This window comes from Alkalicoccobacillus plakortidis (assembly GCF_023703085.1).
Classification (GTDB): Bacteria; Bacillota; Bacilli; order Bacillales; family Bacillaceae_D; genus Alkalicoccobacillus; species Alkalicoccobacillus plakortidis.
In genome coordinates this window covers 305,938-327,939 of record NZ_JAMQJY010000002.1, presented here as the reverse complement: position 1 = coordinate 327,939, position 22,002 = coordinate 305,938, and the positions used below count along the sequence as shown (strand labels likewise).

Below are 22,002 nucleotides of genomic sequence, written 5' to 3'. Positions count from 1 at the left end.
GTAGATCGAATGAAAAATGTATTTTCTTATATAAAACCTTATCGAGTAGCGGTTGTGATAGCGCTTGTTTTGATGTTACTTGAGCTTGTTGCTGAATTAACAGCACCGTTAATGTTAGCGCGGATCATTGATGATGGGATAGTAGCGGGAGATTTAAATGTGATTCTGTTTTGGGGAGCCATCTTGATGGCGAGCTCTGTTCTTGCTTTTTTTGCTGAATTATCAACTCTTTTTTTGCTGCTCATGCTGGCCAGAGTACGGGTTTAGATTTAAGGGGAGCGATGTATCGTCGCATTCAGCTATCTTCATTTGAGAAATTAGAAAAATTCACAACGTCATCATTAATTATGCGTCTTACAAACGATGTGACACAAATTCAGAATACTGTGTTTATGGGACTGCGAATTATGATGAGAGCACCGCTTCTTATTATCGGTGGCGTGCTTCTATCGTTTTTTGTAAATGTTCAGTTGGCACTTGTTTTTGCTGTGGTAATTCCTCTACTGGTATTAACAATCACGATTCTGATGAGAAAAGGGGCAGTCTCGTTCGGTTGGGTTCAGCGCAAGCTGGATCAGGTTAATCACAGTACTCGTGAAAATTTGATGGCGATGAAGTTGATTAAGGCTTTTGTCAGACGTGGTCATGAAGCTAAACAATTTGTAACAAAAAATGAGCAGTTAAAAGATCGAACCATGCGTGCATTACGCTTAATGGAAATCACTCAACCTATTTTATTGTTATTAATGAATGCATCGATTATTGCTGTTCTTTGGTTTGGAAGTGTGCAGATTGAAGCAGGTGGAGCACAGGTTGGGGAGATTGTAGCCATAATAAATTATGCAACTCGGATCACAGGCGCGTTAACGGTTCTTTCTATGATTATTATGGTTGTTTCAAGAGCTAAAGCCTCTGCTAGCCGGATTGATGAGGTCTTAACATATTGCAGTGCCGATGAACAAGTAGCCATCAAGGATAAACCCGAGGAGCTTAGTATTAAAGGTGAAATTAACTTCGACAAGGTTTCCTTTTCTTATCCAGAAACGAAACATGAAACCTTACACGATATTTCCTTTACGGTTCCTGCTTATCAGACAGTTGCAGTTTTAGGTGCAACTGGTTCTGGGAAATCATCCTTATTCCAGCTTCTACCTAGGTTATATGAACCAAGTAGTGGTAAGATCACGATCGATGGAATGGATATTCAAGAGCTTGATTTGCGTACTCTTCGTGAAACATTAGGTTATGTATCACAACAGACGATGTTATTTTCCGGTACAATTCGTGAAAATATCTCCTGGGGTAAACCAGATGCATCGATGGAAGAAATTATTCAAGCAACTGAGGCCGCACAAATTCATCATACTATCTCAAAACTTCCAGCTTGGCTATGATACACGTATTGGTCAGAGGGGTGTAAATCTATCAGGTGGGCAAAAACAACGGATTGCAATCGCACGTGCACTAATTAGACTACCTAAAATTCTGTTGTTGGATGATAGTACAAGTGCATTAGATAATAAAACGGAAACCGCATTTTTTAAAGCACTTCGACAGTATCCATGTACAACTATATTAATCACGCAGAAACTATCTACAGCGATTGCAGCTGATTCGATTTTGTTGTTTGAACATGGGGAATTAATTGCTGAGGGAAGACATGAGCGACTTCTTGCCACATCATCCTTTTATCAGGAATTATACAACTCTCAGTATGGAAAGGAGGCGTAGGGATGCCCTCACCTTTAAAAGAACCCTTTCAATATAAAAAAATCGATATAAACCATGCAAAAATAAAAAAAGATAAAAAAAATAAAACAGCAAAGGATTGGAAAGGTACACTACTTAGAATTTGGTCATTTTTATCTGTGTATCGCTTTAAACTAATTCTCGTTGTGACCATGGTGTTAGTAAGTTCCATTCTAAGTCTACTTGGTCCTTTTCTAGTTGGCATGGCGATTGATAATTATTTTATCGCTCAAAGTCTTGATGGTTTGCCTTCACTATTAGTTGTTTTAGCAGGAATCTATCTCATACTCTCGCTTGCAACTTGGTACCAAAACTATTGGATGATTGGTATATCCCAACAAACGGTTCAAGAGATGAGAACGGTGCTATTTCTCCATATTCAAAAGCTGCCACTGTCCTATTTTGATAAAAAACAGCATGGTGAGTTAATGAGTCGCATGACAAATGATATGGAGAATGTGAGTAATACATTAAACAGTTCTATTATCCAACTATTATCAAGTATCATTACTTTTATTGGGATTTTGGCTGTTATGCTGTGGTTAAGCCCTCTGCTTACTGTGGTGACGCTGATGGTGATTCCACTGATGATCTTGGGAATGAAATGGATTACTAAACGGACCTCAATTTTCTTTAAAGAACAGCAGCAAAATCTTGGTGATTTAAATGGATATATTGAAGAAACAATTGCTGGTCAGGCTATGGTCAAGACATTTTCAAGAGAAGAGCCAATCATTCTGGATTTTGAAGAGAAAAATCAAACCCTTCGTACATCTGGTTTTTGGGCTCAAACATATTCGGGTTTTATTCCAAAAGTCATGAACGTGTTAAATAATGCAAGCTTTGCTATTATTGCCGGTGTTGGTGGGTTACTCGCACTAAATCCAGGGACTGGGGTAACGGTAGGAACAATCGTCATTTTTGCTGAGTACTCTAGGCAGTTCACGCGCCCACTAAATGACTTAGCAAACCAGTTTAACACATTACTTTCAGCAATTGCTGGAGCTGAGCGAGTATTTGAAGTAATTGATGAGCCATCAGATCAAGATCATGATGGTGCGAAATCTATTGAGTCTATAAATGGTGATGTACGATTTGATCATGTTTCTTTTTCATATGAGGATGACCCAATTCTCACAGATGTTTCTTTTAAAGTTAAAGCTGGTGAAACCGTTGCGTTTGTAGGGCCAACCGGGGCAGGTAAAACAACGATCATTAATTTATTGTCTTATTTTTATGATACAGACAAAGGACGAATATTAGTCGATGATCAGGATATTAAGCAAATCAAAAAAGAAAGCTTACGAGCAAAAATGGGATTTGTCTTACAGGATTCGTTTCTTTTTCAAGGCAGTATCAGAGAAAATATTCGGTACGGACGTTTAGATGCAACGGATGAACAAGTAGAAGAAGCTGCAATAAAAGCCAATGCACATGACTTTATTATGCGGCTTGAAAATGGGTACGATACTAAACTCAAACAAGATGGGGGAGGTATCAGTCAAGGACAGAGACAACTTCTGTCCATCGCAAGAGCCATTCTGGCTGATCCTTCCATTTTAATTTTGGATGAGGCCACTTCAAGTATCGATACGATTACAGAAATGCGTATTCAAGAAGCACTCAAGCGACTGATGGAAGGTAGAACAAGTTTTATGATTGCCCATCGTCTGAATACGATTGAGCAAGCAGATCGAATTTTTGTCTTACAGGATGGTCAAATTACAGAAGATGGATCACATGAGGAATTAATGGAGAGAAAAGGCTTTTATTTTGGACTTCATCAAAAACATGAGCAACAACAAACCGGCTAAATCTAGCCGGTTTTTTTTATATCTGACAAGACATTTATAAACTACATACAGGAATTTGTTTATCGGTGTCGAATGCATTAACGATTAGAATAATTGTCTATAAGTGTGGGGAGCGCCAACAACATGATTTTTGAGAAGCTGTTATTACATGTGCTAATCGTATTAGTACCTATAATTATTTACTTAGTTCTTTATGAGGGAAAGCCAGAGAAACGGAATAACGCAGTATTAATTAGTTTTATGTCCATTTCTGCGGTGTTGTGTGTATTATTTCCTTTTTATAATTACGGTGTATTATGGGATTTGCGTTTTGTTCCAATTGTGATTGCGTTTCTATATGGTAGCCGAAAAGCCGGGATTATTGTAAGTATCATAGCGATGTTGGTGCGGATATATTTTGGTGGGGATATGCTTTTATATGGCATTATTGGTCTGCTCATTAATCCATTGTTCTTCTTATGGTTAACACATTATGTAAAAGAGAGTCCAGTAAAAAGCAATCGCTTAAAGCTGTCAATGATTGGGATTATGTTTCCAATTGTTTTGCAACTCTTCTTAGCCGCAATGACATTTGGGGTAGAAGATGTATTCATTTCAGAGGGGTATGAGTTACTAGTCTCCTCTGTCGTTTACTCCGCACTAATTTTGTTATCCATGTTTGGTGCAGCTTCGTTGTATGAAATGCTCTTAAAAAGAGAGAGAATGCAAGAGGAGTTACTTTATGCAGTAAGACAACAGTCGATTAGTGAACTGTCAGCTTCTATTGCACACGAGGTTAGAAATCCACTAACCGTTGTAAAAGGGTTTCTTCAACTTATGAAAGAAGATGAATCAAAGGTTAAGCCAGAATATTATCAGTTGATACTAAGTGAGTTAAACCGGGCGGAGAACATTATTCACGAATATTTAACTCTCGCGAAACCCAAGCTTGGTGATAGCAGTTTGATCCCTGTAAAAGAGTGTTTGACTCACATTATTACTCTTCTAAATCCGTATGCTTTTAAGGAAGGTGTATTATTTAAAGAGCTTCAAACGGAAGATCAAGAGGTATTTATTCATACGAATCGATCAAAGTTTAAGCAAGCAATTATTAATTTTGTGAAAAATGCAATTGAAGCCGCAACCCCTGGTGGGCAGGTAGAAGTTAGCATGCAATCGAAGCATAAGACAATAGAGATTCGTATAGAAGATACTGGAAAAGGAATGAACAAAGAGGAGTTGGCAAAAGTAGGAACCGTTTATTATTCAACAAAGGAAAAAGGAACAGGTCTTGGTACAATGGTATCCATTCGATTAATTGAAGAGATGGGAGGCAGTGTAACCTATACAAGCCAACCTGATAAGGGTACTACAGTCCTAATCAAACTTCCCAAAAAACTAAAAGATGAATAATTCACTCAAAAAGTAAGGGTTTACAAAAAAGAATGTATGCGTTATAGTGGACCTAAGTTTATAATGCCAAGCTGATGAGCCAATGAGAGCAGCTTTTTATTCCTTAGTAAAATTACTACGGGAATAGAAAGCTGCTCTTTTTTTGTGTTAGAAAAATTAGGTATTAGGGTAGGTTATATACAAGGGGGAGTATGAATGTTTGCAGAATTTTTGGCTGAGATGATAGGAACGATGGTATTAATTATTATTGGTGGCGGTGTAGTAGCCGGTCATCTATTAAAAAAATCAAAAGCTGAGGGCTCTGGCTGGATTGCTATTTCAGTCGCTTGGGGTTTAGCTGTTACGATGGGTGTGTATGTATCTGGAACCGTTAGTGACGGACACTTAAACCCGGCAGTAACGGTATCTTTTGCAGCAATTGGTGAATTTCCGTGGAATATGGTTCCGACTTATATTGCTGGTCAGCTAATTGGCGCCATTCTTGGTGCATGTGTTGTTTATTTGAATTATTTACCACATTGGAAAGAAACGAAGGATCAAGGACTTAAGCTCGGTGTATTTGCAACTGACCCTGCTATTCCTCATTATCCATCTAATGTTATTAGTGAAGCTATTGGAACCGCTGTATTAATTTTTGGATTACTAGCGATTGGTGCGAATCAATTCACAGATGGATTGAATCCGTTTATTGTAGGCTTATTAATTACGGCAATTGGTTTTTCTTTAGGGGGAACAACTGGATATGCTATTAATCCCGCTCGTGACTTAGGTCCGAGAATTGCCCACTTTCTTCTTCCGATTCATGGCAAGGGACCATCCAATTGGAATTATGCATGGGTGCCAATTATTGGACCACTACTAGGTGGGGTCATCGGTGCTGTATTTTATCAATTTGTCTTTCTAGAAAGTTCTTTAGTTGGCGTCATTGTAGGAATTGTTGCTATCCTTGCATTGGTTGGAATATCTACAACCTTTTCAATCGCTAAATCAAAACAAGCAAAAGCAATTAACCATTAAGAACTAATTTATTTAAGGGGGAATTTCGTCATGGAGAAAAAATACATTTTATCATTAGATCAGGGTACAACTAGCACAAGAGCTATTCTTTTTAACAAAAAAGGTGAAATCGTTCATTCAGCTCAACGTGAATTCACACAATACTTTCCTAAACCAGGTTGGGTAGAACATGATGCGAATGAAATTTGGGGTTCCGTTCTTGCCGTTATTGCTGGTGTCTTATCTGAATCGGGTGCTACTGCAAAAGAAATTGCTTCTATCGGGATCACAAATCAACGTGAAACGACAGTTGTATGGGATAAAGAAACAAATAAACCAATTTACCATGCGCTTGTATGGCAGTCTCGCCAGACAGATGGTATCTGCCAAGAACTTCGAGCGGCAGGACATAACGATCTTTTTAGAGAGAAATCAGGATTACTTATTGATGCATACTTCTCAGGTACAAAAGTAAAATGGTTACTCGACAACGTAGATGGAGCACGCGAGCGAGCAGAGAAGGGCGAATTACTTTTTGGTACGATTGATACATGGCTTATCTGGAAGCTAACAGGTGGTAAAAAACACGTAACTGATTATACAAACGCATCACGGACTTTGATGTATAACATTTATGACCTTGAGTGGGATGATGAGCTTTTAGACATTCTAGATGTGCCACGTAGCATGCTGCCTGAAGTGCATTCTTCCTCTGAAGTTTATGGCGAAACAGTTGGATATCATTTCTTTGGTGAAAATGTTCCAATTGCAGGTGTTGCAGGAGATCAACACGCGGCACTATTTGGTCAAGCGTGTTATGAGCCAGGAATGGTTAAAAATACGTATGGCACTGGTTGCTTTATGTTAATGCAAACTGGTGAGAAAGCCGTGAAATCAGATAATGGTCTATTAACAACCATTGCTTGGGGAATCGACGGTAAGGTTGAATATGCACTTGAAGGAAGTATTTTTGTAGCTGGATCTGCTATTCAATGGCTACGTGATGGTTTAAGAATGTTTAATGATGCGAAAAATAGTGAAAAGTATGCAGAGAGAGTATCAAGTACTGATGGTGTATATATGGTACCTGCTTTTGTGGGACTTGGGGCTCCTTATTGGGACAGTGAAGCTCGAGGAGCAATCTTCGGCTTAACAAGAGGAACTACAAAAGAGCACTTTGTGCGTGCAACACTTGAGTCTTTAGCTTATCAAACCCGTGATGTCATGCGAGCAATGGTCGCTGACTCTGGAATTGAAGTGAAAAAGCTACGTGCAGATGGTGGCGCTGTTAAAAATGACTTCCTGATGCAGTTCCAAAGCGATCTGCTAAATCTTCCTGTTGAGCGCCCAGTAATCAATGAAACCACTGCACTTGGAGCTGCGTATCTTGCAGGACTTGCAACTGGATTTTGGGAGAGCAAGGAAGAGATTGCGAAGAACTGGCAGGTTGAAAAGTCCTACGATTCACAAATGGGCGAAGAAGAAAGAGAAGCATTATATGATGGCTGGAAACAAGCAGTCGAGGCAACAATGGGTTTTAAACCAAACGTAAAATAACGTTGGTAGATAGACTGTGGGTAGCCTCATCATTTATTTAAACAAGTTCTCATAAGCATAAGTCTTTACGAACATGCTGATTTGAACTATACTTTAGATAAGTTAATAACGGTCTGAGATGATGAGGAGGCCACAGCATTCCAACGTTCCTAGCGATAGGACTCGGAATTTGCTGTGGTCTCCTTTTGTATGTTCTTAGATACATTTTACATCAGGGGTGGAGAGAATGAGTTTTTCATACGAGCAACGAACTGAAAATGTACGGAATATGAGTGAGACAGAACTTGATCTATTAATTATTGGAGGCGGGATAACGGGTGCAGGTATTGGACTAGATGCATCCTCAAGAGGCCTTCGCACTGGTTTAATTGAAATGCAAGACTTTGCCGCTGGTACTTCAAGTCGTTCCACTAAGCTGATTCACGGTGGTTTAAGATATCTGAAGCAATTCGAAATAAAACTAGTAGCTGATGTTGGTAAGGAACGAGCCATTGTTTATGAGAATGCTCCTCACGTGACAACACCACTTTGGATGATGCTTCCTTTCTACAAAGGAGGAACATTTAACTATCTAACAACGTCTCTTGGGTTAAAGGTATATGACTTTTTAGCAGGTGTTAAGAAAGATGAACGAAGAAACATGCTAAAATCAGAGAATGCCGTTTCGAAAGAACCACTGTTAAATAAAGAGGGATTAAAGGGTGCAGGAGTTTACGTTGAGTATCGGACAGATGATGCTAGATTAACTATTGAAGTGATGAAGAAAGCAGAAGACCACGGACTACTAGCTTCTAACTATGTAAAAGCAGAGACATTCCTTTATAAGGATAAAAAAGTAGTAGGCGTGCAAACAACTGATTTAATTACTGGAGAAAAACGAGATATCTATGCGAAAAAAATCGTTAATGCCACTGGACCGTGGGTAGACTTGCTACGTGAGAAGGACAATTCTAAAAAAGGGAAAACGATTCACTTAACAAAAGGTGTTCACTTAGTTGTAAGTGGCAAACGTTTCCCGTTACGAAGCGCGCTTTATTTTGATACACCTTTTAAAGATGGTCGCATGATGTTTGCCATTCCTCGTGAAGGCAAAACGTATATTGGCACCACTGATACAAATTACAAAGGTGATCAAGCAGATCCAGGAGTGACCAAAGAAGATGTAGATTATATTCTGAACGCTGCAAATGGTATGTTTCCAGAATTGGATCTTCATGCAGAAGATGTAGAATCAAGTTGGTCTGGATTACGTCCATTGATTCATGAAGAAGGCAAAGATCCTTCAGATATCTCTCGTAAAGATGAAATCTTCCGTTCAGATAGTGGGCTGTTTACCATTGCAGGCGGAAAGCTAACTGGTTATAGAAAAATGGCTGACAGTGTTGTGAACATGGTGACAAAAGAACTTCCGGGTGACTTCCAGCTTGTAAAACCGAGAAAATGCTCTTATCTGGTGGAGATGTAGGCGGTTCTGGTCAATTTGATACATTTGTCAAAAAACAAGTTGGAAAAGGTCTTGAGCTTGGTTTATCAGAAGAAGAAGCATCAGAATTGGTTCACCGCTATGGATCAAATGTTGATACCGTTTATTCTTATGTAAAACAGACACCTGAAACTGGGCTTCCACCTTACCTTCAAGCTGCACTTGATTATGCGTTAGAGCATGAAATGACGGCAAAGCCTCTAGACTTTTTTGTGCGTAGAACCGGTTATTTATACTTCCATATTGAGAAAGTCCTCAAATATAAGGATTTAGTTGTTAATGAAATGGCAGATCGTTTAAACTGGAACACAGAACAAAAAGATCAGTTTACACAAGATTTGGATAAACAAATTGATGCAGTTTCCTTTAAGCACACGGTCAACTAACCAATCCTGTAAGCTAAAGAGGAGAGCAAGACATGTTTGACGGACAAAGAATACTTCCAGCTATTAAAAAAATGAAGGATTTTGAAAAGGTTCTGGAGAGTGATTACACCTATATTGTGATGCTTGATCTGCATATTTCTCAGCTAGTAGGTGTAGCTAAATATGCAAAAGCGCACAATAAAAAACTGCTGCTTCACGCCGATATGATCCAAGGATTAAAGAGTGATAAGTATGCCGCAGAATTTTTGTGTCAGAACTTACGACCAAGCTGGGTTAATCTCAACAAGAGGTGAAGTGTTAAAAACGGCCAAAAAAAATGGCTTAATTGCGGTGCAACGTTTATTTTTACTTGATACGATCGCCTTAGAGACAAGCTATAAACTAGCTGAAAAAGTTGAGCCAGATTTAATTGAAGTATTGCCTGGAGTTGTTCCAGAGCTAATTTCAAAAGTTCAAAAAGCAACTGGAATATCTGTTATTGCAGGCGGCTTAATTGAAAACGAACAAGATATGAACCGGGCGATTGATGCAGGAGCACACGCAATTACTACTTCTCGCCAGGCTTTATGGGACACAAATTAACGTAACTTTTTGGGTTTATGCACAAGTATTCACTTCTTTATTTATGGGTTGTACCCATATTTAATGGACATCCCTCATATAAGTAGTATGAGAGATGGATAAAGGAGTGGACATGTGCATGAACCCTTTTTTTCGTGGGGCGTTGTTGTTAAGTACAGCAGCTCTAGCAGGAGAATCATTGGAGTTTCTTATAAATGTAGTCCTGGCTAATGAGCTAGGCGAGCATAATTTCGGATTATATATGGCTATTTTGCCTACCTTAGTATTTGTCGTTGTGCTATCTAGTCTTGAACTGCAGGTCTCTGTATCAAAAATGGTTGCAGAGCGTGAGAACTCTGAGCATATTAGTCTCTTAAAAGCAGCATTAAAGCTTGCTATTATTGTGGCTACAACATGCTTAACGGCTGCCTTTTTTATCTTGCCGAATTTACCAGTACTAGATCATTATCATCCCCTTGTAAAATGGATGCTTATTCTTTTGATTCCTATTGTCACCTTTTCTTCAGTGGCACGAGGTTATTTTGTAGGAGCACAGCATACCAAAAAAATTGCTGTAATCAATTTATTAAAACGAGGAGCTCAGCTGACGATTCTTTATGGGGTATTTAAAGTGTTTCAGTTTCAGAGTCAAACCGCTATATTTGTTGCATTAGGCACGGTGGTATTAAGTGAGATCCTTGTTCTGTTTTATATGGGTACAGCTTTTGTGATACAAATAAATCGTCTTAGGAAAAATGAACAAAAACCGATCGAAAATAAAGAAATTTATCAATCTCTTTTGGCTGTCTCTTTGCCAACTACAGGGCTACGAGTTTTCCATGCGATCACGTTTGCGGTTAAACCATTTCTCATCACAACCGCACTTTCAAAGGCTGGGCTGATGGAGGGTATGGCACTTATTCAATATGGTAAGCTTGCTGGAGTTGCCTTTACGATTGGTTTTTTTCCCGCATTTATTGCGCACTCACTACTTACAGTCATGGTGCCACTTGTTTCTTCTGGTTATTCAAAGGGCGACTTTCACTCTCTAGCAAAGCTGCTAAGGCAGGCGATGGGTGTAACATTTGCCTACAGCCTACCTGTTGTCATGATCTTTTATTTTCTAGCTGAACCGATGACGGATTTGTTTTTTGAGCATTCTCCTGCATCGGGATATCTTACTTTGCTAGTACCTTATTTTCTCTTTCATTATTTTGCGATTCCAATGCAGGCATATCTAATTGGGATTGGATTAGTGCGCGAAGCCTTTATGCATTCTGTTTGGTCAACTGGTGTCTCGTTTTTACTGATGTTTACATTAGGTTCTTTGCCCTCACTTCAAATGGATGGCATCATTATCGGGATGAATGTAGGAGCCGTATTGCTTACGCTTATGCATTATCTAACAATTACAGAAAAGCTAGGACTAACATTAGTGTTAACTCATTCCTCAAAAAGTCGGTTTAAATAAAAGAAGAGCGGGAGTGGAATATCTTCGCCCGCTCAAAAAATCAGAAAAAAAGATAGACGAACTACACTTGTACGTATAAGATGAAGATATAAATGTAAGCGCTATGATTTTAAAGGAGGAAATGCTGAATGAATACAAAAGCGATCATTCATTTTGATGGGGAAGGTGCATTAATTAACCGAAACATTCACGGACATTTTGCCGAGCATTTAGGTAGATGTATTTACGAAGGAATTTGGGTTGGAGAGGATTCTGAAATCCCAAATAATAAAGGTATTCGAAATGATGTACTTCAGGCATTAAAAGAATTAGAGATCCCTGTTCTACGTTGGCCAGGAGGCTGCTTTGCAGATGAATATCATTGGAAGGATGGAATTGGACCAAGAGAAGGTAGAAAGCGTATGGTTAATACCCACTGGGGTGGAGTGGTTGAAAACAACCACTTTGGTACGCATGAGTTCTTTCTTTTATGTGAATTAATTGGTGCTGAACCTTATGTAAACGGAAATGTAGGCAGTGGCACAGTTCAGGAAATGCAGGAATGGGTTGAGTATATTACGTTTGACGGTGAGTCACCAATGGCTGACTTGAGACGCAAGAATGGACAGGACAAGTCATGGTCACTCACTTATTTTGGCGTAGGTAATGAGAATTGGGGTTGTGGTGGAAATATGCGCCCTGAGTATTATGCCGATCTATATCGTCAGTTCCAAACGTACGTCCGCAATTATGGAGAAAATAACATTTATAAAATTGCGTGTGGACCTAACGGTGATAATTATTATTGGACAGAAGTATTAATGAGAGAAGCAACGCCTTTTATGGATGCGCTAACCTTACATCATTACACAATCCCAGGTCCAAGCTGGCAAGAGAAAGGATCTGCCATTAACTTTACTGAAGATGAATGGAATAAGACCATTGAACGTGCATTGTATATGGAAGAGTTAGTCACAAAACACAGTACGATTATGGATAAATACGATCCTGAAAAAAAGGTCGCTTTAATCGTGGACGAGTGGGGAACGTGGTTTGATGTGGAGCCAGGAACAAACCCTGGATTCTTGTATCAGCAAAATACGATTCGTGATGCACTTGTAGCAGGTGTCACACTAAATATCTTCCACAACCATTCAGACCGCGTGCAAATGGCGAATATCGCACAGACCGTTAATGTTTTGCAGGCAATGGTTTTAACAGAAGGAGATCAAATGCTGTTGACTCCAACCTATCATGTCTTTGATATGTATAAGGTCCATAAGGATGCCGTTTCAATTCAGGTTCAAGAAAATAGTGAAAATCAAGACCTGCATATCAGCGCATCTAAAAACCAAAAAGGAGAAGTGCATCTCTCCATTTGCCATTATGGCATAAAAGAAGCAGCTGATTTTGAACTTGAGTTACGAGGCTGGCAGAACGCGCCGACACAAGCAACAGGGACAATCTTGACTGCTGATTCAATGAATAAGCATAACACTTTCGAAAATCCTGAGGTTGTTAAACCATCAACTCTTGAAGGCATCAATTTTTCAGAAGAGAAAGTGTCAGTCACCATTCCTCCTATGTCTGTTGTTGTTCTAAAAATTAACTAAGGAGTTGTCGAGATGGCTTGTAAGGGTTGCTTGTTGGAGGAGGACTGGAGAAACACATCCGTCCAAACGCTAGTTGACGAACAACTAGCCTACGAGACAGAACTTGTAAGTGAAGAGCACTATAAGCAACGCCTTACAATCTGTGAGCAGTGCCCGTCCTTGCTCAGTAACACAACCTGCAAACATTGTGGCTGCTTTGTAGGATTCAGGGCAAAACTTTCATACAAAAGCTGTCCGTATCCAGGTGAAGATAGATGGAAAGCAGTTTGAGCAGAAATGTATTAGTACGATAAGAAAAACCGGACCATTATGCGAGACATCACATTATGGTCCGGTTTTTTGTTTATCAAAATAAGTGAGTACGGCTACTAATTCGTACAATAATTCCCTGATTTTCTACTAAGGAATAATGTAAGTAAGTACTTAAACGCTCTACCTAGCGGACGTGATGGGGGAGGCCGACTCCAGCGGGACTAAAGGGCAAGGTTGAAATGATTTGGCAAAGCCAAATTAGGCGGGCGCCCTCCCTCCCTGCGAGAAGTGTCCCCCATCACGGGAGCGGAGATCGCCCTCATACCCCTACTACTATAACCAAATGACGAGAGGTCCTGCGCATTTAGGAGCATTCTTCATTATCTGTCCCAGCTTTATTGTTTACATTATTCCCACTCTAGTTCGTCAATGAAATATTGAGGCATTTGCTTTTCTTGAGTGACACCTCCCGCTTCTTGTTCCGAGTTGGGATCAAATTGATAATAGATGAAATACCAAGAATCATTTAATTGGTAGAGACTGAAATACCCCGACACTTGATCTGTTGGTTCATCATCATAATTTTCTTTCGGATAAAAAGAAATGACGTCTTCATCCATTACATCTATCGAGTCAGGCTCTATTTTATAAGTATCTACTAAAATATCTTGAGAACGTGTGAGATCAAAATCTGGATCTAACTTGCCAAAGGAATAAAAGGTTTTGTCATCTGGATTTTCTGAGATTCGCCACTCAGTAAAGCCATTCTGTTCAAAGCGATCGATTTCGGCATTTTTGGGTACATAGGTCGAAAAGTTTAACTCTGTGTTTTCATATAGAGCAACAGTCTTTTGTTGATAGTTATTATATTCTATACTTGTCACAACATCTTTAGTTAAAGGACGACCGTTTTCTGAAACTGTCTCACTTTCATCTAATACATAAGGTGAAGCACTTGGGAAAATATTAGACATGAAATAATAAGACTGAGCCCATTTCTCAGATTGTTCTAAAGGGAAATCTGCGAATAGGACAATTCTTTTCCCGTACAGTTCTGAAGAAAATAAATCATAGAATCGGTTTGTTTCATCATTTTTTAAGGAGTAAAAAAATGATTGGTCATTAAAAGAATATCCAACAGGCTCATGCGAAAAAACAATCCGCGCATTAACTAAATATTTATGAAGTTTATCTGTTGGCAGTTGAGTTCCTGATGTATAAGGATGCTCAGAAAGTAATTGATTCGTCTCCTTTGAGATTTGTTCTTCTGATGCATTTTCATCAAATAGGAGTATGTTAATTTCCTCTGACTCAGGTCCTGTTAGTGTCGTTTTTGTTCCGTCTACGATAGATACTTCATTGGATCCCCATTCAGGATTAAGGGCAACCCAAAATTCCTCATTGTGAACTGGTTCAGGTTGGATAGGTGAAAAAACATATGGACCTCTATAAATCAATTCATTTACAATCTCTGAATCGACTTTAACGTCACTAAGAGATTCGGGCACTTGATACTCCTGATTATCTTCATCACTTAGCATAACTGGCGAATCTGATTGACCAACAGGTTGTGGCAAGTTTACAACTGAAAACAGAAGAATAGCAGCGGCAATGCCTGCTCCTGCTAAGGACAAGCTAGCTAATAAATACGGCTGTTTTTTTGTATGCTTTGATTCCTCCAACCCTTCTTGAAATGCACGAAGACTTTTTTTGTATGTACGATTAGACATCTCAATGTACGGTCGTTTAGATGATCCTTTGTCCATTTTCAAGTACCTCCACTCCAATATCATCTTTTAACATTTTTTGAGCTCGTTTTTGTAAGGCTTTAATTGAATAAATGGTTTTTCCCATAACAGAAGCTGTTTCTTTAAGTGTAAAATCTTCAATGTAGCGCAGGTATATGACAGTGCGATAAGATAAAGGTAATTCGTTAATAGCATGGTGAATGAATTTTACTTGCTCATGTCTGATAGCTGTGGCATCTGCAGCTTCGTGTTGTTCACTGTTATGCGACTCGAATTCTACAAAATGGTTTCTAATATAAGCACTTTTGTAATAATCAATAATGGCATTACGTGCAATTTTAAAAATCCACGTTTTAAATGAAGATTGTTTCCTAAAGAGAGACAAGTGTAAGGCTGCTTTAAAAAAAATGTCTTGCAGCAGTTCCTCTGAATCATGATAGTGATTTGTTTGTGAATAAATGTAATTAAATAATTTCTTGGCATATCGTTCATGTAGAGTCTGAACAGCCAATTGATCCCCATCTAAAATACGTGCTACAAGTTCGTTATCGTCCATAATTTGCTCCTCTCTATTTTAGTAGACGATCCATAGTTAAAAAGGAGTCGCAGAAAGGTGGTAAAATGAAATATATTTTTATTACGTTAGTGGTGTTATTTCTATTTAGCTGTTTTGAACAGCTTGACCTCATCTATTCCTATGAGTATTGGTTTGGAATGGGGTTATTTGCTGGATTGGCTACTAGTAGACCTCTGTGGCGCTCTGTCTCTCTTTTTTACAGCGTACTAGCTTTTGTGTATAGTGGCTTTCATTTTATTGTTTTATCTGATAGCATGCTTACTCCATATTTCATTTATAGTATTCTTGCAGTGGCTTTTAGTTTTGAAGATAAAACCTCAAGCTATATTCCATTCTATCTTATTGGCTTGTTTCTTAGTGTTCATTCCTTTTACTTTTCTGAAACGGTATCTTTAGCAATGTTGTTGATTTCATACTATATCATACTAGTATTTGCACTTTTTTCTATAAAAAAATTGACGCTCTCCAATGAGCAATATATACAAGAAAAGCAATCGTATCTAATTGAATATCGAACATTAAACCGACAACTTAGAGAGCAGGAATTAAGCACTGCTTCTAAGGAGAGAAATCGAATCGCACGAGATTTACATGATTCTGTGGGTCATCAATTAACGGCATTAATGATGCAGCTTCAGGTCGTAGAGATGCAGCTGGATTCAATGCCAGAACAGCAAAAATTGCTTAAGCAAACAAAGGATCTAGCACGAAATAGTTTGCAAGAGATGCGTGATTCTGTACAAGCTTTACAGAAAGACTCTGTAAAAGGACTAGAAGCCGTTATTCATCTTATCCGCAAATTAGAAGCAGAAAGTCATGTTCGTATTCAAATGGTGACAAAACCCGGTGCGATGTCCATTGTGTTAGATGATGACCAAAGCGTGGCTGTGTATCGTTTTATTCAAGAGGGCTTAACAAATGCGATGCGTCATGCGTATTCACGAGAAGTGGACGTCACGTTAGAAGTACTTGGTGAACATAGTTATGCCATGAGGATGTCTAATCGACTTCATCAACCGCCGCAGGGAGAAGGGTTTGGATTACGTAATCTTCGTAATCGATTTACTAATCTAGATGGACGATTTGATTCGGGAGTTCATGGTGACCATTTTGTGATCAAAGGAGTATTTCCTATTATAAAAAGGGATATGGAGGGCAGTTAGATGGCATCTATTCTATTAGTAGAAGACCAGGTACTAGTTCGTCAAGGGTTAAAAATGATGATTGAAACAGATTCAAACTTAGAAGTGGTTGTTGAGGCAACAAATGGTCAAGAAGCCATAGAAGCCTATAAAAATCATCGGATAGATCTCGTACTAATGGATATTCGTATGCCAGTGATGACAGGACTCGAGGCAACAAAAAAAATTAGAGAAATAGACGCAAATGCCAGGATTTTAATTCTTACCACGTTTTCGGATGATGATTATGCCTTAGAGGCTCTAAAATTAGGTGCAGTTGGTTATTTACTAAAAGATGCAGATAGCGAAAAACTTATAAACTCCATACACAGCGCCATGCGGGGAGGAATGAGTCTTGACGAACAGGTTGCCGCTTCCGTTGTTCCGAAATTACTGAAGTCTAAAGTAGAAAATGACATTTCAATTGATTTAACAGAGCGTGAGATTTCGATTCTACGGTTAATTGGGGAAGGCAGAAGTAATCAAGAAATATCACAAGCTCTCTATCTAACGGTGGGTACCGTAAAAAACTATGTCAGTCAGTTATTAACAAAACTCGATGCACGAGACCGGACACAGCTTGCAATCTTTGCGATACGCCATCAGCTTGGTTTGAGTAGATAAGCGCAATGGTCATCTTTTAAGGTGACTATTGTGTTTTTTTATTTATGACTTAAGTCATTCCTTCAACGTGTAACTTATGACTTTTGGGAATACCTAGAAAAATGGATCTAACGTACACTAAATTAAGAGAGAAGGAGGCGATTTTATGCTTGAAGTTGTGAGTTTGTCAAAACGCTATAAGCAATTAGATGCTGTAAAGGGTGTTAACCTTTTTTTAGAAAAAGGGGAGTCAGTCGGTTTACTTGGACCAAATGGAGCGGGTAAATCAACAGCAATTTCAATGATTTCAACTCTTATTAAGCCATCGGAAGGAAATGTCTTTTATCTTGGTGAGAATATGATTAAGCATCCGAAAAAGCTACGAAAAGCTATTGGACTTGTGCCTCAGGACCTAGCTTTGTTCCCACAGCTTACGGCGGTGGATAACTTATTATTCTTTGGGAAGATGTATGCCATTCCATCCAAACAATTAAAGAAAAGAGTGAACGAGCTATTAGTTGAAGTAGGCTTAGAGGAACGAAAAGGCGATAAAGTAAAAACATTTTCAGGTGGTATGAAAAGAAGATTAAATATTGCCATTGCCTTAATTCATCACCCAGAAATTCTCATCATGGATGAACCAACTGTAGGTATTGACCCACAGTCACGGAATTTTATTTTAAAAATGGTCCGCCGCCTTCAAAAAGAAGAACAAATGACGATCTTGTACACGAGTCATTACATGGAGGAGGTGGAATACGTCTGTGACCGCATCTACATTATGGACCGTGGTTCAATGATTGCTGCTGGTACAAAGGATGAGGTAAAAGACATTCTCCGTTCAGAGCAGACCATTGAAATAAAGGTTAATAAAATGAGCCAGCAATTAGAGGACACGTTACGCAGTCACCCGAATATCTCATCCGTATCAGTAGAACATCCTACGTATACAATTGTTACGAACCGAGATGATATGTTTGATGAGGTAATTGTTATGGCGACCGAGGCAAAAGTCAAGTTGATAGCAATCCAAGCGAAGCCACCAACCCTTGAAGATGTCTTTTTACATCTAACTGGTCGGAATCTGAGAGATTAGGGAGGTGAAGCTATGTTATGGGCTCTAATTAAAAAAGATTTACAACACCTGCTAAAGGAAAAGTCAGTCCTCATTTTATTATTTATCATGCCAATGGGTTTAATAACCATCCTTGGATTTGCACAATCAGGTAATAGTTTTGAACCATTTACCATTGCTGTTGTAAATGCGGAAACCCAATCAGAAGAAGTAAATAGGTTTTTAGATGAAGCAGAAAATAAAGGAATTCCACGCGAATCTGCCGAACAATTTGCGACTGAATTTAATCTGAAAGACATCCTAGTGGAGGAAGTCTTTGGTTCTACGTTAGGAAGTCAGATCTCGATTGTTAAATCTAGTTCTTTAGCTGAAGCACTTGAAGAAAAGGACTATGCAGCAATTATTGAATTTCCAGAGGGTTATCAAGAGAGTATTTGGAGATCTGTTTTCCTGAATGAGGGCAGTCAAGAAGAATTAATACTACATTTAAATGAAGAGAAATCAACCTATGCACAAATGGTAGAGGACATTGTTTATTCTTTTTATGAAATGATCCGCATGCAAAGTTTCGCTGCTGAGATAGACGGATTGTATGCTTTTCAACCTGAGGTAGTGGATCATGAAATCATTCAGAACCAGAGCCGGCTCATTGATATATTCGATTATGTAACGGTTGGAATGGCGTGTATGTTTGTTTTATATACAGCAGGATTGGTATCACGATACGCAACAGATGAAAAAAGAACAAAAGTGTTTGATCGAATGATCTTATCGAGTACTCCTGCTTATATATATGGACTTAGTAAATGGATAACAGGAACTCTAACCGCAGCATTTCAGTTATTGATTATTTTTCTTATATCTTACTTTGCTTTTGATGTAACTTGGGGAAGTCTTTTGCTATTTAGTGTCATTACATTGGCTGTAAGTATGACAGTAGGAGGCTTATCAGTATTTTTAACTTCAATGAACTTTAGCTTTGACTCTTATAAGGCATCAAGCTTGTTCTCAAATATCATAGTGACCATTTTTGCGTTTATAGGAGGTAGCTTTGTTCAGACGGATGCATTAGCTCCACTCATTAGCAAGGTAGGCGAGTTTACACCAAATGGGACAACAATGACCGCGTACTTTCAGGCATTTCAAGGAGGAGACATTAAGTCCATCCTGCCGAGTATTGCCATTTTATGTAGCTATAGTTTGATTCTTGTAGCACTAGCGATCATTTTGTTTCCGAAAAGGAGGGGATAGCAGTGAGAGGGATCCTTTGGGGATTAATAAGAGAGGCCGTAAGAAACCCGTGGGCACTCATTGCCATGTATGCTCTCACAATTGTGTTTGTACTGTTAATTGGACAGACAGATATGAGTCCGTCTATTCGAATTCCTGTATATTCTGATGAATTAAGTCAAACGGAAGTCGATGATGCGATCGACATCTTAAATCAAGAAAAATCAATTGAATTTTATTCCGTAAATCAAGAAGGCGTACAAGACATATTAAACAGGCAATCTGCTGAAGCTGCTGTTCAATTGCAATCTAATCGATATGATCTGCTAATAGCAAGAGAATCCTTTGCTAAAGATATCGTCGAATCAACAGTTAATTCTTATTATGAAAAAGAACGATTTATTAACGAAGCTGTTTCAGCTTGGGCAGGTAGTTCATCAGAGATAAGAGAGGAAATCGGTAAGGACGCTGAAACCTATCCAATCACTACATCAGGATTTTCAGTTCAAGATAATAATAATTGGACATATGATCAATCGTTACAAGCAGTGTTTGGCTTTACCCTATTCTTTGTTATTTATACAATCACATTTTCTGTGACATCGATCATTGAACAAAAACAATATGGTGTCTGGGATCGTTTAATCCTATCACCCGCTTCAAAAACAAGTATCTATTTAGGTAATCTCATCTATAGCTTTTTAATAGGCTATTTGCAAATAATCATTATCTTTATCTTATTCGCTACCGTCTTTCAATTTGATTTTCAAGGTGGCCTATTGATGAGTCTAATTGTAGTTATACCTTATATCTTTGCATTAGTATCCTTTGGCGTATTAGTTAGTGGAATTATCACCTCAATGAGGCAGTTAGATGCGATCATCCCTTTTGTTGCCACAAGTTTTGCAATGCTTGGCGGAGCATTTTGGCCAATTGAAATCGTATCTTCAAAAGCAATTCTAATCCTCTCCCAAATCAGTCCAATTACCTATGGCATGGAAATGTTAAAAGGAGCAACGCTTTATAATTGGAGTGCAGAACAATACTTATTGCCCGCCTCAATCCTGTTTTTTATGGGAGCGATCTGTATGGGAGTTGGATTAAATCTGATGGAAAGACGAGCGGTGAATTGACAGTAAGTAGGATATTTGTGTTAGGCCGATGATGCGGAGTTAACGAGCCAAAGAGAGGGATTAACAGGCCGAGGGTTGGTGTAACGAGCCAAAGGGAGGACCTAACAAGCCAAGAGTTGGTGTAACAAGCCAAAGGGAGGGACTAACAGGCCAGGAGCCGGTGTAATGAGCCAAAGAGAGGGATTAACAGGCCAAGGGTTGGTGTAACGAGCCAAAGAGAGAGATTAACAGGCCAGGGGTCGGTGTAACGAGCCAAAGGGAGGACCTAACAGGCCAAGGGTTGGTGTAACGAGCCAAAGAGAGAGATTAACAGGCCAGGGGTCGGTGTAACGAGCCAAAGGGAGGACCTAACAAGCCAAGAGTTGGTGTAACAAGCCAAAAAGAGCATCTAACAGGCCAGGTGCTCTTTTTTGTGGTTAAAAAGGACGTTATTCCTGAATAATCTCCATTTATCTAGAGGAATCTAAATTGAACAGATTAAAATGGAGGTTAGGAAAAATGAAAAAAATGATTATTATGCTTTCTTTACTTTTTATGTTTGTCTATCATCAACAGGTTCAAGCATCTGAACCAATCGCAAAAGTTGAATCTGAAGATTGGGAGATCACTCTTTTTGAAACTGATTACAGTATTGATAAAAATATGACTAAGTGCGAGGATAATTGTTCGAATTTCACTATCACAACTAAAAATAAAAAGGGTACAAAATATGATGTGATGACTATGATTACTTTTGAAGGTGGTTCTGTAGCAGATTATGGCTATCAAAAAGCTACAGGTTTTTTTAAGGATACTAAAGAAGTCCTACATTCAGATGAGATTCTGACTGACTTCACAAATTACCCAGTTTCTAAGAAAAAAGATTCCATAGAAGTTTTATTTACTTGGAGTGATCAAGATCAACTTTATAAAGAAACGTTAATCGTTCCGATTGACTCTCATAAATAAAGGAAATCAGAGAAGTAACCTAAAAATTCAAAAAAAATAGCTCCGAAGACTAAAGTCTCAGAGTCAGAGTAACTATACAAAACTGCCCAAAATATGCAATGACCACGACTTAGGTGCTCATTGCATTATTTTTTTAACCAAATATTTTGGGTTCAATACCAGTGGGTAGGGGTATAGATAGCAGATTATATAATCATCAACTCGCAAATTATGTCGAATTCTAAGTTTTATAGTTGACTAATTTGTATATACAA

At 38.7% G+C, this 22,002-nt stretch carries 15 protein-coding genes and 3 pseudogenes; 16 read left to right on the top strand and 2 right to left on the bottom strand.

The window, feature by feature from the left end; genetic code table 11:
- The first annotated feature begins 9 nt into the window (after window positions 1–9).
- The 10 genes and pseudogenes from NDM98_RS16170 (at window position 10) to NDM98_RS16125 (ending at window position 13,271) form a co-directional block, all read left to right on the top strand.
- Window positions 10–1,731 (top strand): annotated as a pseudogene (locus NDM98_RS16170) (ABC transporter ATP-binding protein).
- A 2-nt stretch (window positions 1,732–1,733) separates the two neighbouring features.
- On the top strand, window positions 1,734–3,563 hold the full coding sequence (locus NDM98_RS16165) for an ABC transporter ATP-binding protein (RefSeq protein WP_251609908.1): 1,830 nt from the start codon (window positions 1,734–1,736) through the stop codon (window positions 3,561–3,563).
- A 123-nt stretch (window positions 3,564–3,686) separates the two neighbouring features.
- Window positions 3,687–4,955 carry an ATP-binding protein gene (locus NDM98_RS16160; RefSeq protein WP_251609906.1) on the top strand — a complete coding sequence of 423 codons (1,269 nt, stop codon included), beginning with the start codon at window positions 3,687–3,689 and terminating at the stop codon, window positions 4,953–4,955.
- A 195-nt stretch (window positions 4,956–5,150) separates the two neighbouring features.
- A complete protein-coding gene (locus NDM98_RS16155) occupies window positions 5,151–5,972 on the top strand; it encodes an MIP/aquaporin family protein (RefSeq protein ID WP_251609904.1) in 822 nt (273 codons plus the stop codon).
- A gap of 30 nt (window positions 5,973–6,002) precedes the next feature.
- Window positions 6,003–7,508: a glycerol kinase GlpK gene (glpK, locus tag NDM98_RS16150; RefSeq protein ID WP_251609902.1), complete on the top strand. Its 1,506-nt coding sequence runs from the start codon at window positions 6,003–6,005 to the stop codon at window positions 7,506–7,508.
- A gap of 226 nt (window positions 7,509–7,734) precedes the next feature.
- A pseudogene (locus tag NDM98_RS16145) lies at window positions 7,735–9,377 on the top strand (glycerol-3-phosphate dehydrogenase/oxidase).
- 32 nt (window positions 9,378–9,409) lie between these two features.
- Window positions 9,410–9,959: pseudogene (locus NDM98_RS16140) on the top strand (glycerol-3-phosphate responsive antiterminator).
- A 118-nt stretch (window positions 9,960–10,077) separates the two neighbouring features.
- Window positions 10,078–11,409: an oligosaccharide flippase family protein gene (locus NDM98_RS16135; RefSeq protein WP_251609900.1), complete on the top strand. Its 1,332-nt coding sequence runs from the start codon at window positions 10,078–10,080 to the stop codon at window positions 11,407–11,409.
- A gap of 128 nt (window positions 11,410–11,537) precedes the next feature.
- Window positions 11,538–13,001: an alpha-N-arabinofuranosidase gene (locus tag NDM98_RS16130; protein ID WP_251609899.1), complete on the top strand. Its 1,464-nt coding sequence runs from the start codon at window positions 11,538–11,540 to the stop codon at window positions 12,999–13,001.
- Between the two features lie 12 nt (window positions 13,002–13,013).
- Window positions 13,014–13,271, top strand: a complete 258-nt coding sequence (locus tag NDM98_RS16125) for a DUF6171 family protein (protein WP_251609897.1) — start codon at window positions 13,014–13,016, stop codon at window positions 13,269–13,271.
- A 389-nt stretch (window positions 13,272–13,660) separates the two neighbouring features.
- Here the strand turns inward: NDM98_RS16125 and NDM98_RS16120 are convergent, their stop codons facing one another.
- Both NDM98_RS16120 and NDM98_RS16115 read right to left on the bottom strand, forming a co-directional pair.
- Complete coding sequence (locus NDM98_RS16120; protein WP_251609896.1) at window positions 13,661–15,019, bottom strand: hypothetical protein; 1,359 nt, start codon at window positions 15,017–15,019, stop codon at window positions 13,661–13,663.
- Window positions 15,000–15,557, bottom strand: a complete 558-nt coding sequence (locus NDM98_RS16115; protein ID WP_251609894.1) for an RNA polymerase sigma factor — start codon at window positions 15,555–15,557, stop codon at window positions 15,000–15,002. Before NDM98_RS16115 ends, NDM98_RS16120 begins: the two co-directional genes overlap by 20 nt.
- Window positions 15,558–15,622: 65 nt before the next feature.
- Between NDM98_RS16115 and NDM98_RS16110 the strand changes: the two genes are divergently transcribed.
- The 6 genes from NDM98_RS16110 (at window position 15,623) to NDM98_RS16085 (ending at window position 21,748) form a co-directional block, all read left to right on the top strand.
- Window positions 15,623–16,741, top strand: a complete 1,119-nt coding sequence (locus NDM98_RS16110) for a sensor histidine kinase (RefSeq protein WP_251609892.1) — start codon at window positions 15,623–15,625, stop codon at window positions 16,739–16,741.
- Complete coding sequence (locus tag NDM98_RS16105) at window positions 16,742–17,383, top strand: response regulator (RefSeq protein WP_251609891.1); 642 nt, start codon at window positions 16,742–16,744, stop codon at window positions 17,381–17,383.
- Window positions 17,384–17,528: 145 nt separating this feature from the next.
- Window positions 17,529–18,458, top strand: coding sequence for an ABC transporter ATP-binding protein (locus NDM98_RS16100; protein WP_251609889.1), 930 nt, complete (start codon window positions 17,529–17,531; stop codon window positions 18,456–18,458).
- Between the two features lie 12 nt (window positions 18,459–18,470).
- Complete coding sequence (locus NDM98_RS16095; protein WP_251609886.1) at window positions 18,471–19,688, top strand: ABC transporter permease; 1,218 nt, start codon at window positions 18,471–18,473, stop codon at window positions 19,686–19,688.
- Between the two features lie 2 nt (window positions 19,689–19,690).
- Window positions 19,691–20,800 carry an ABC transporter permease gene (locus NDM98_RS16090; protein ID WP_251609884.1) on the top strand — a complete coding sequence of 370 codons (1,110 nt, stop codon included), beginning with the start codon at window positions 19,691–19,693 and terminating at the stop codon, window positions 20,798–20,800.
- A 498-nt stretch (window positions 20,801–21,298) separates the two neighbouring features.
- Complete coding sequence (locus NDM98_RS16085) at window positions 21,299–21,748, top strand: YozF family protein (protein ID WP_251609883.1); 450 nt, start codon at window positions 21,299–21,301, stop codon at window positions 21,746–21,748.
- Window positions 21,749–22,002 lie beyond the last annotated feature (254 nt).

Excerpts from the sequence above, each read along its gene's own strand:
- NDM98_RS16155 (WP_251609904.1), top strand. The coding sequence starts at position 5,151 with ATGTTTGCAGAATTTTTGGCTGAGATGATAGGAACGATGGTATTAATT.
- NDM98_RS16105 (WP_251609891.1), top strand. The coding sequence starts at position 16,742 with ATGGCATCTATTCTATTAGTAGAAGACCAGGTACTAGTTCGTCAAGGG.
- NDM98_RS16115 (WP_251609894.1), bottom strand. The coding sequence starts at position 15,557 with ATGGACGATAACGAACTTGTAGCACGTATTTTAGATGGGGATCAATTG.
- NDM98_RS16110 (WP_251609892.1), top strand. The coding sequence starts at position 15,623 with ATGAAATATATTTTTATTACGTTAGTGGTGTTATTTCTATTTAGCTGT.
- NDM98_RS16125 (WP_251609897.1), top strand. The coding sequence starts at position 13,014 with ATGGCTTGTAAGGGTTGCTTGTTGGAGGAGGACTGGAGAAACACATCC.
- NDM98_RS16160 (WP_251609906.1), top strand. The coding sequence starts at position 3,687 with ATGATTTTTGAGAAGCTGTTATTACATGTGCTAATCGTATTAGTACCT.
- glpK (WP_251609902.1), top strand. The coding sequence starts at position 6,003 with ATGGAGAAAAAATACATTTTATCATTAGATCAGGGTACAACTAGCACA.
- NDM98_RS16135 (WP_251609900.1), top strand. The coding sequence starts at position 10,078 with ATGAACCCTTTTTTTCGTGGGGCGTTGTTGTTAAGTACAGCAGCTCTA.
- NDM98_RS16100 (WP_251609889.1), top strand. The coding sequence starts at position 17,529 with ATGCTTGAAGTTGTGAGTTTGTCAAAACGCTATAAGCAATTAGATGCT.
- NDM98_RS16085 (WP_251609883.1), top strand. The coding sequence starts at position 21,299 with ATGAAAAAAATGATTATTATGCTTTCTTTACTTTTTATGTTTGTCTAT.
- NDM98_RS16120 (WP_251609896.1), bottom strand. The coding sequence starts at position 15,019 with ATGGACAAAGGATCATCTAAACGACCGTACATTGAGATGTCTAATCGT.
- NDM98_RS16095 (WP_251609886.1), top strand. The coding sequence starts at position 18,471 with ATGTTATGGGCTCTAATTAAAAAAGATTTACAACACCTGCTAAAGGAA.
- NDM98_RS16165 (WP_251609908.1), top strand. The coding sequence starts at position 1,734 with ATGCCCTCACCTTTAAAAGAACCCTTTCAATATAAAAAAATCGATATA.
- NDM98_RS16130 (WP_251609899.1), top strand. The coding sequence starts at position 11,538 with ATGAATACAAAAGCGATCATTCATTTTGATGGGGAAGGTGCATTAATT.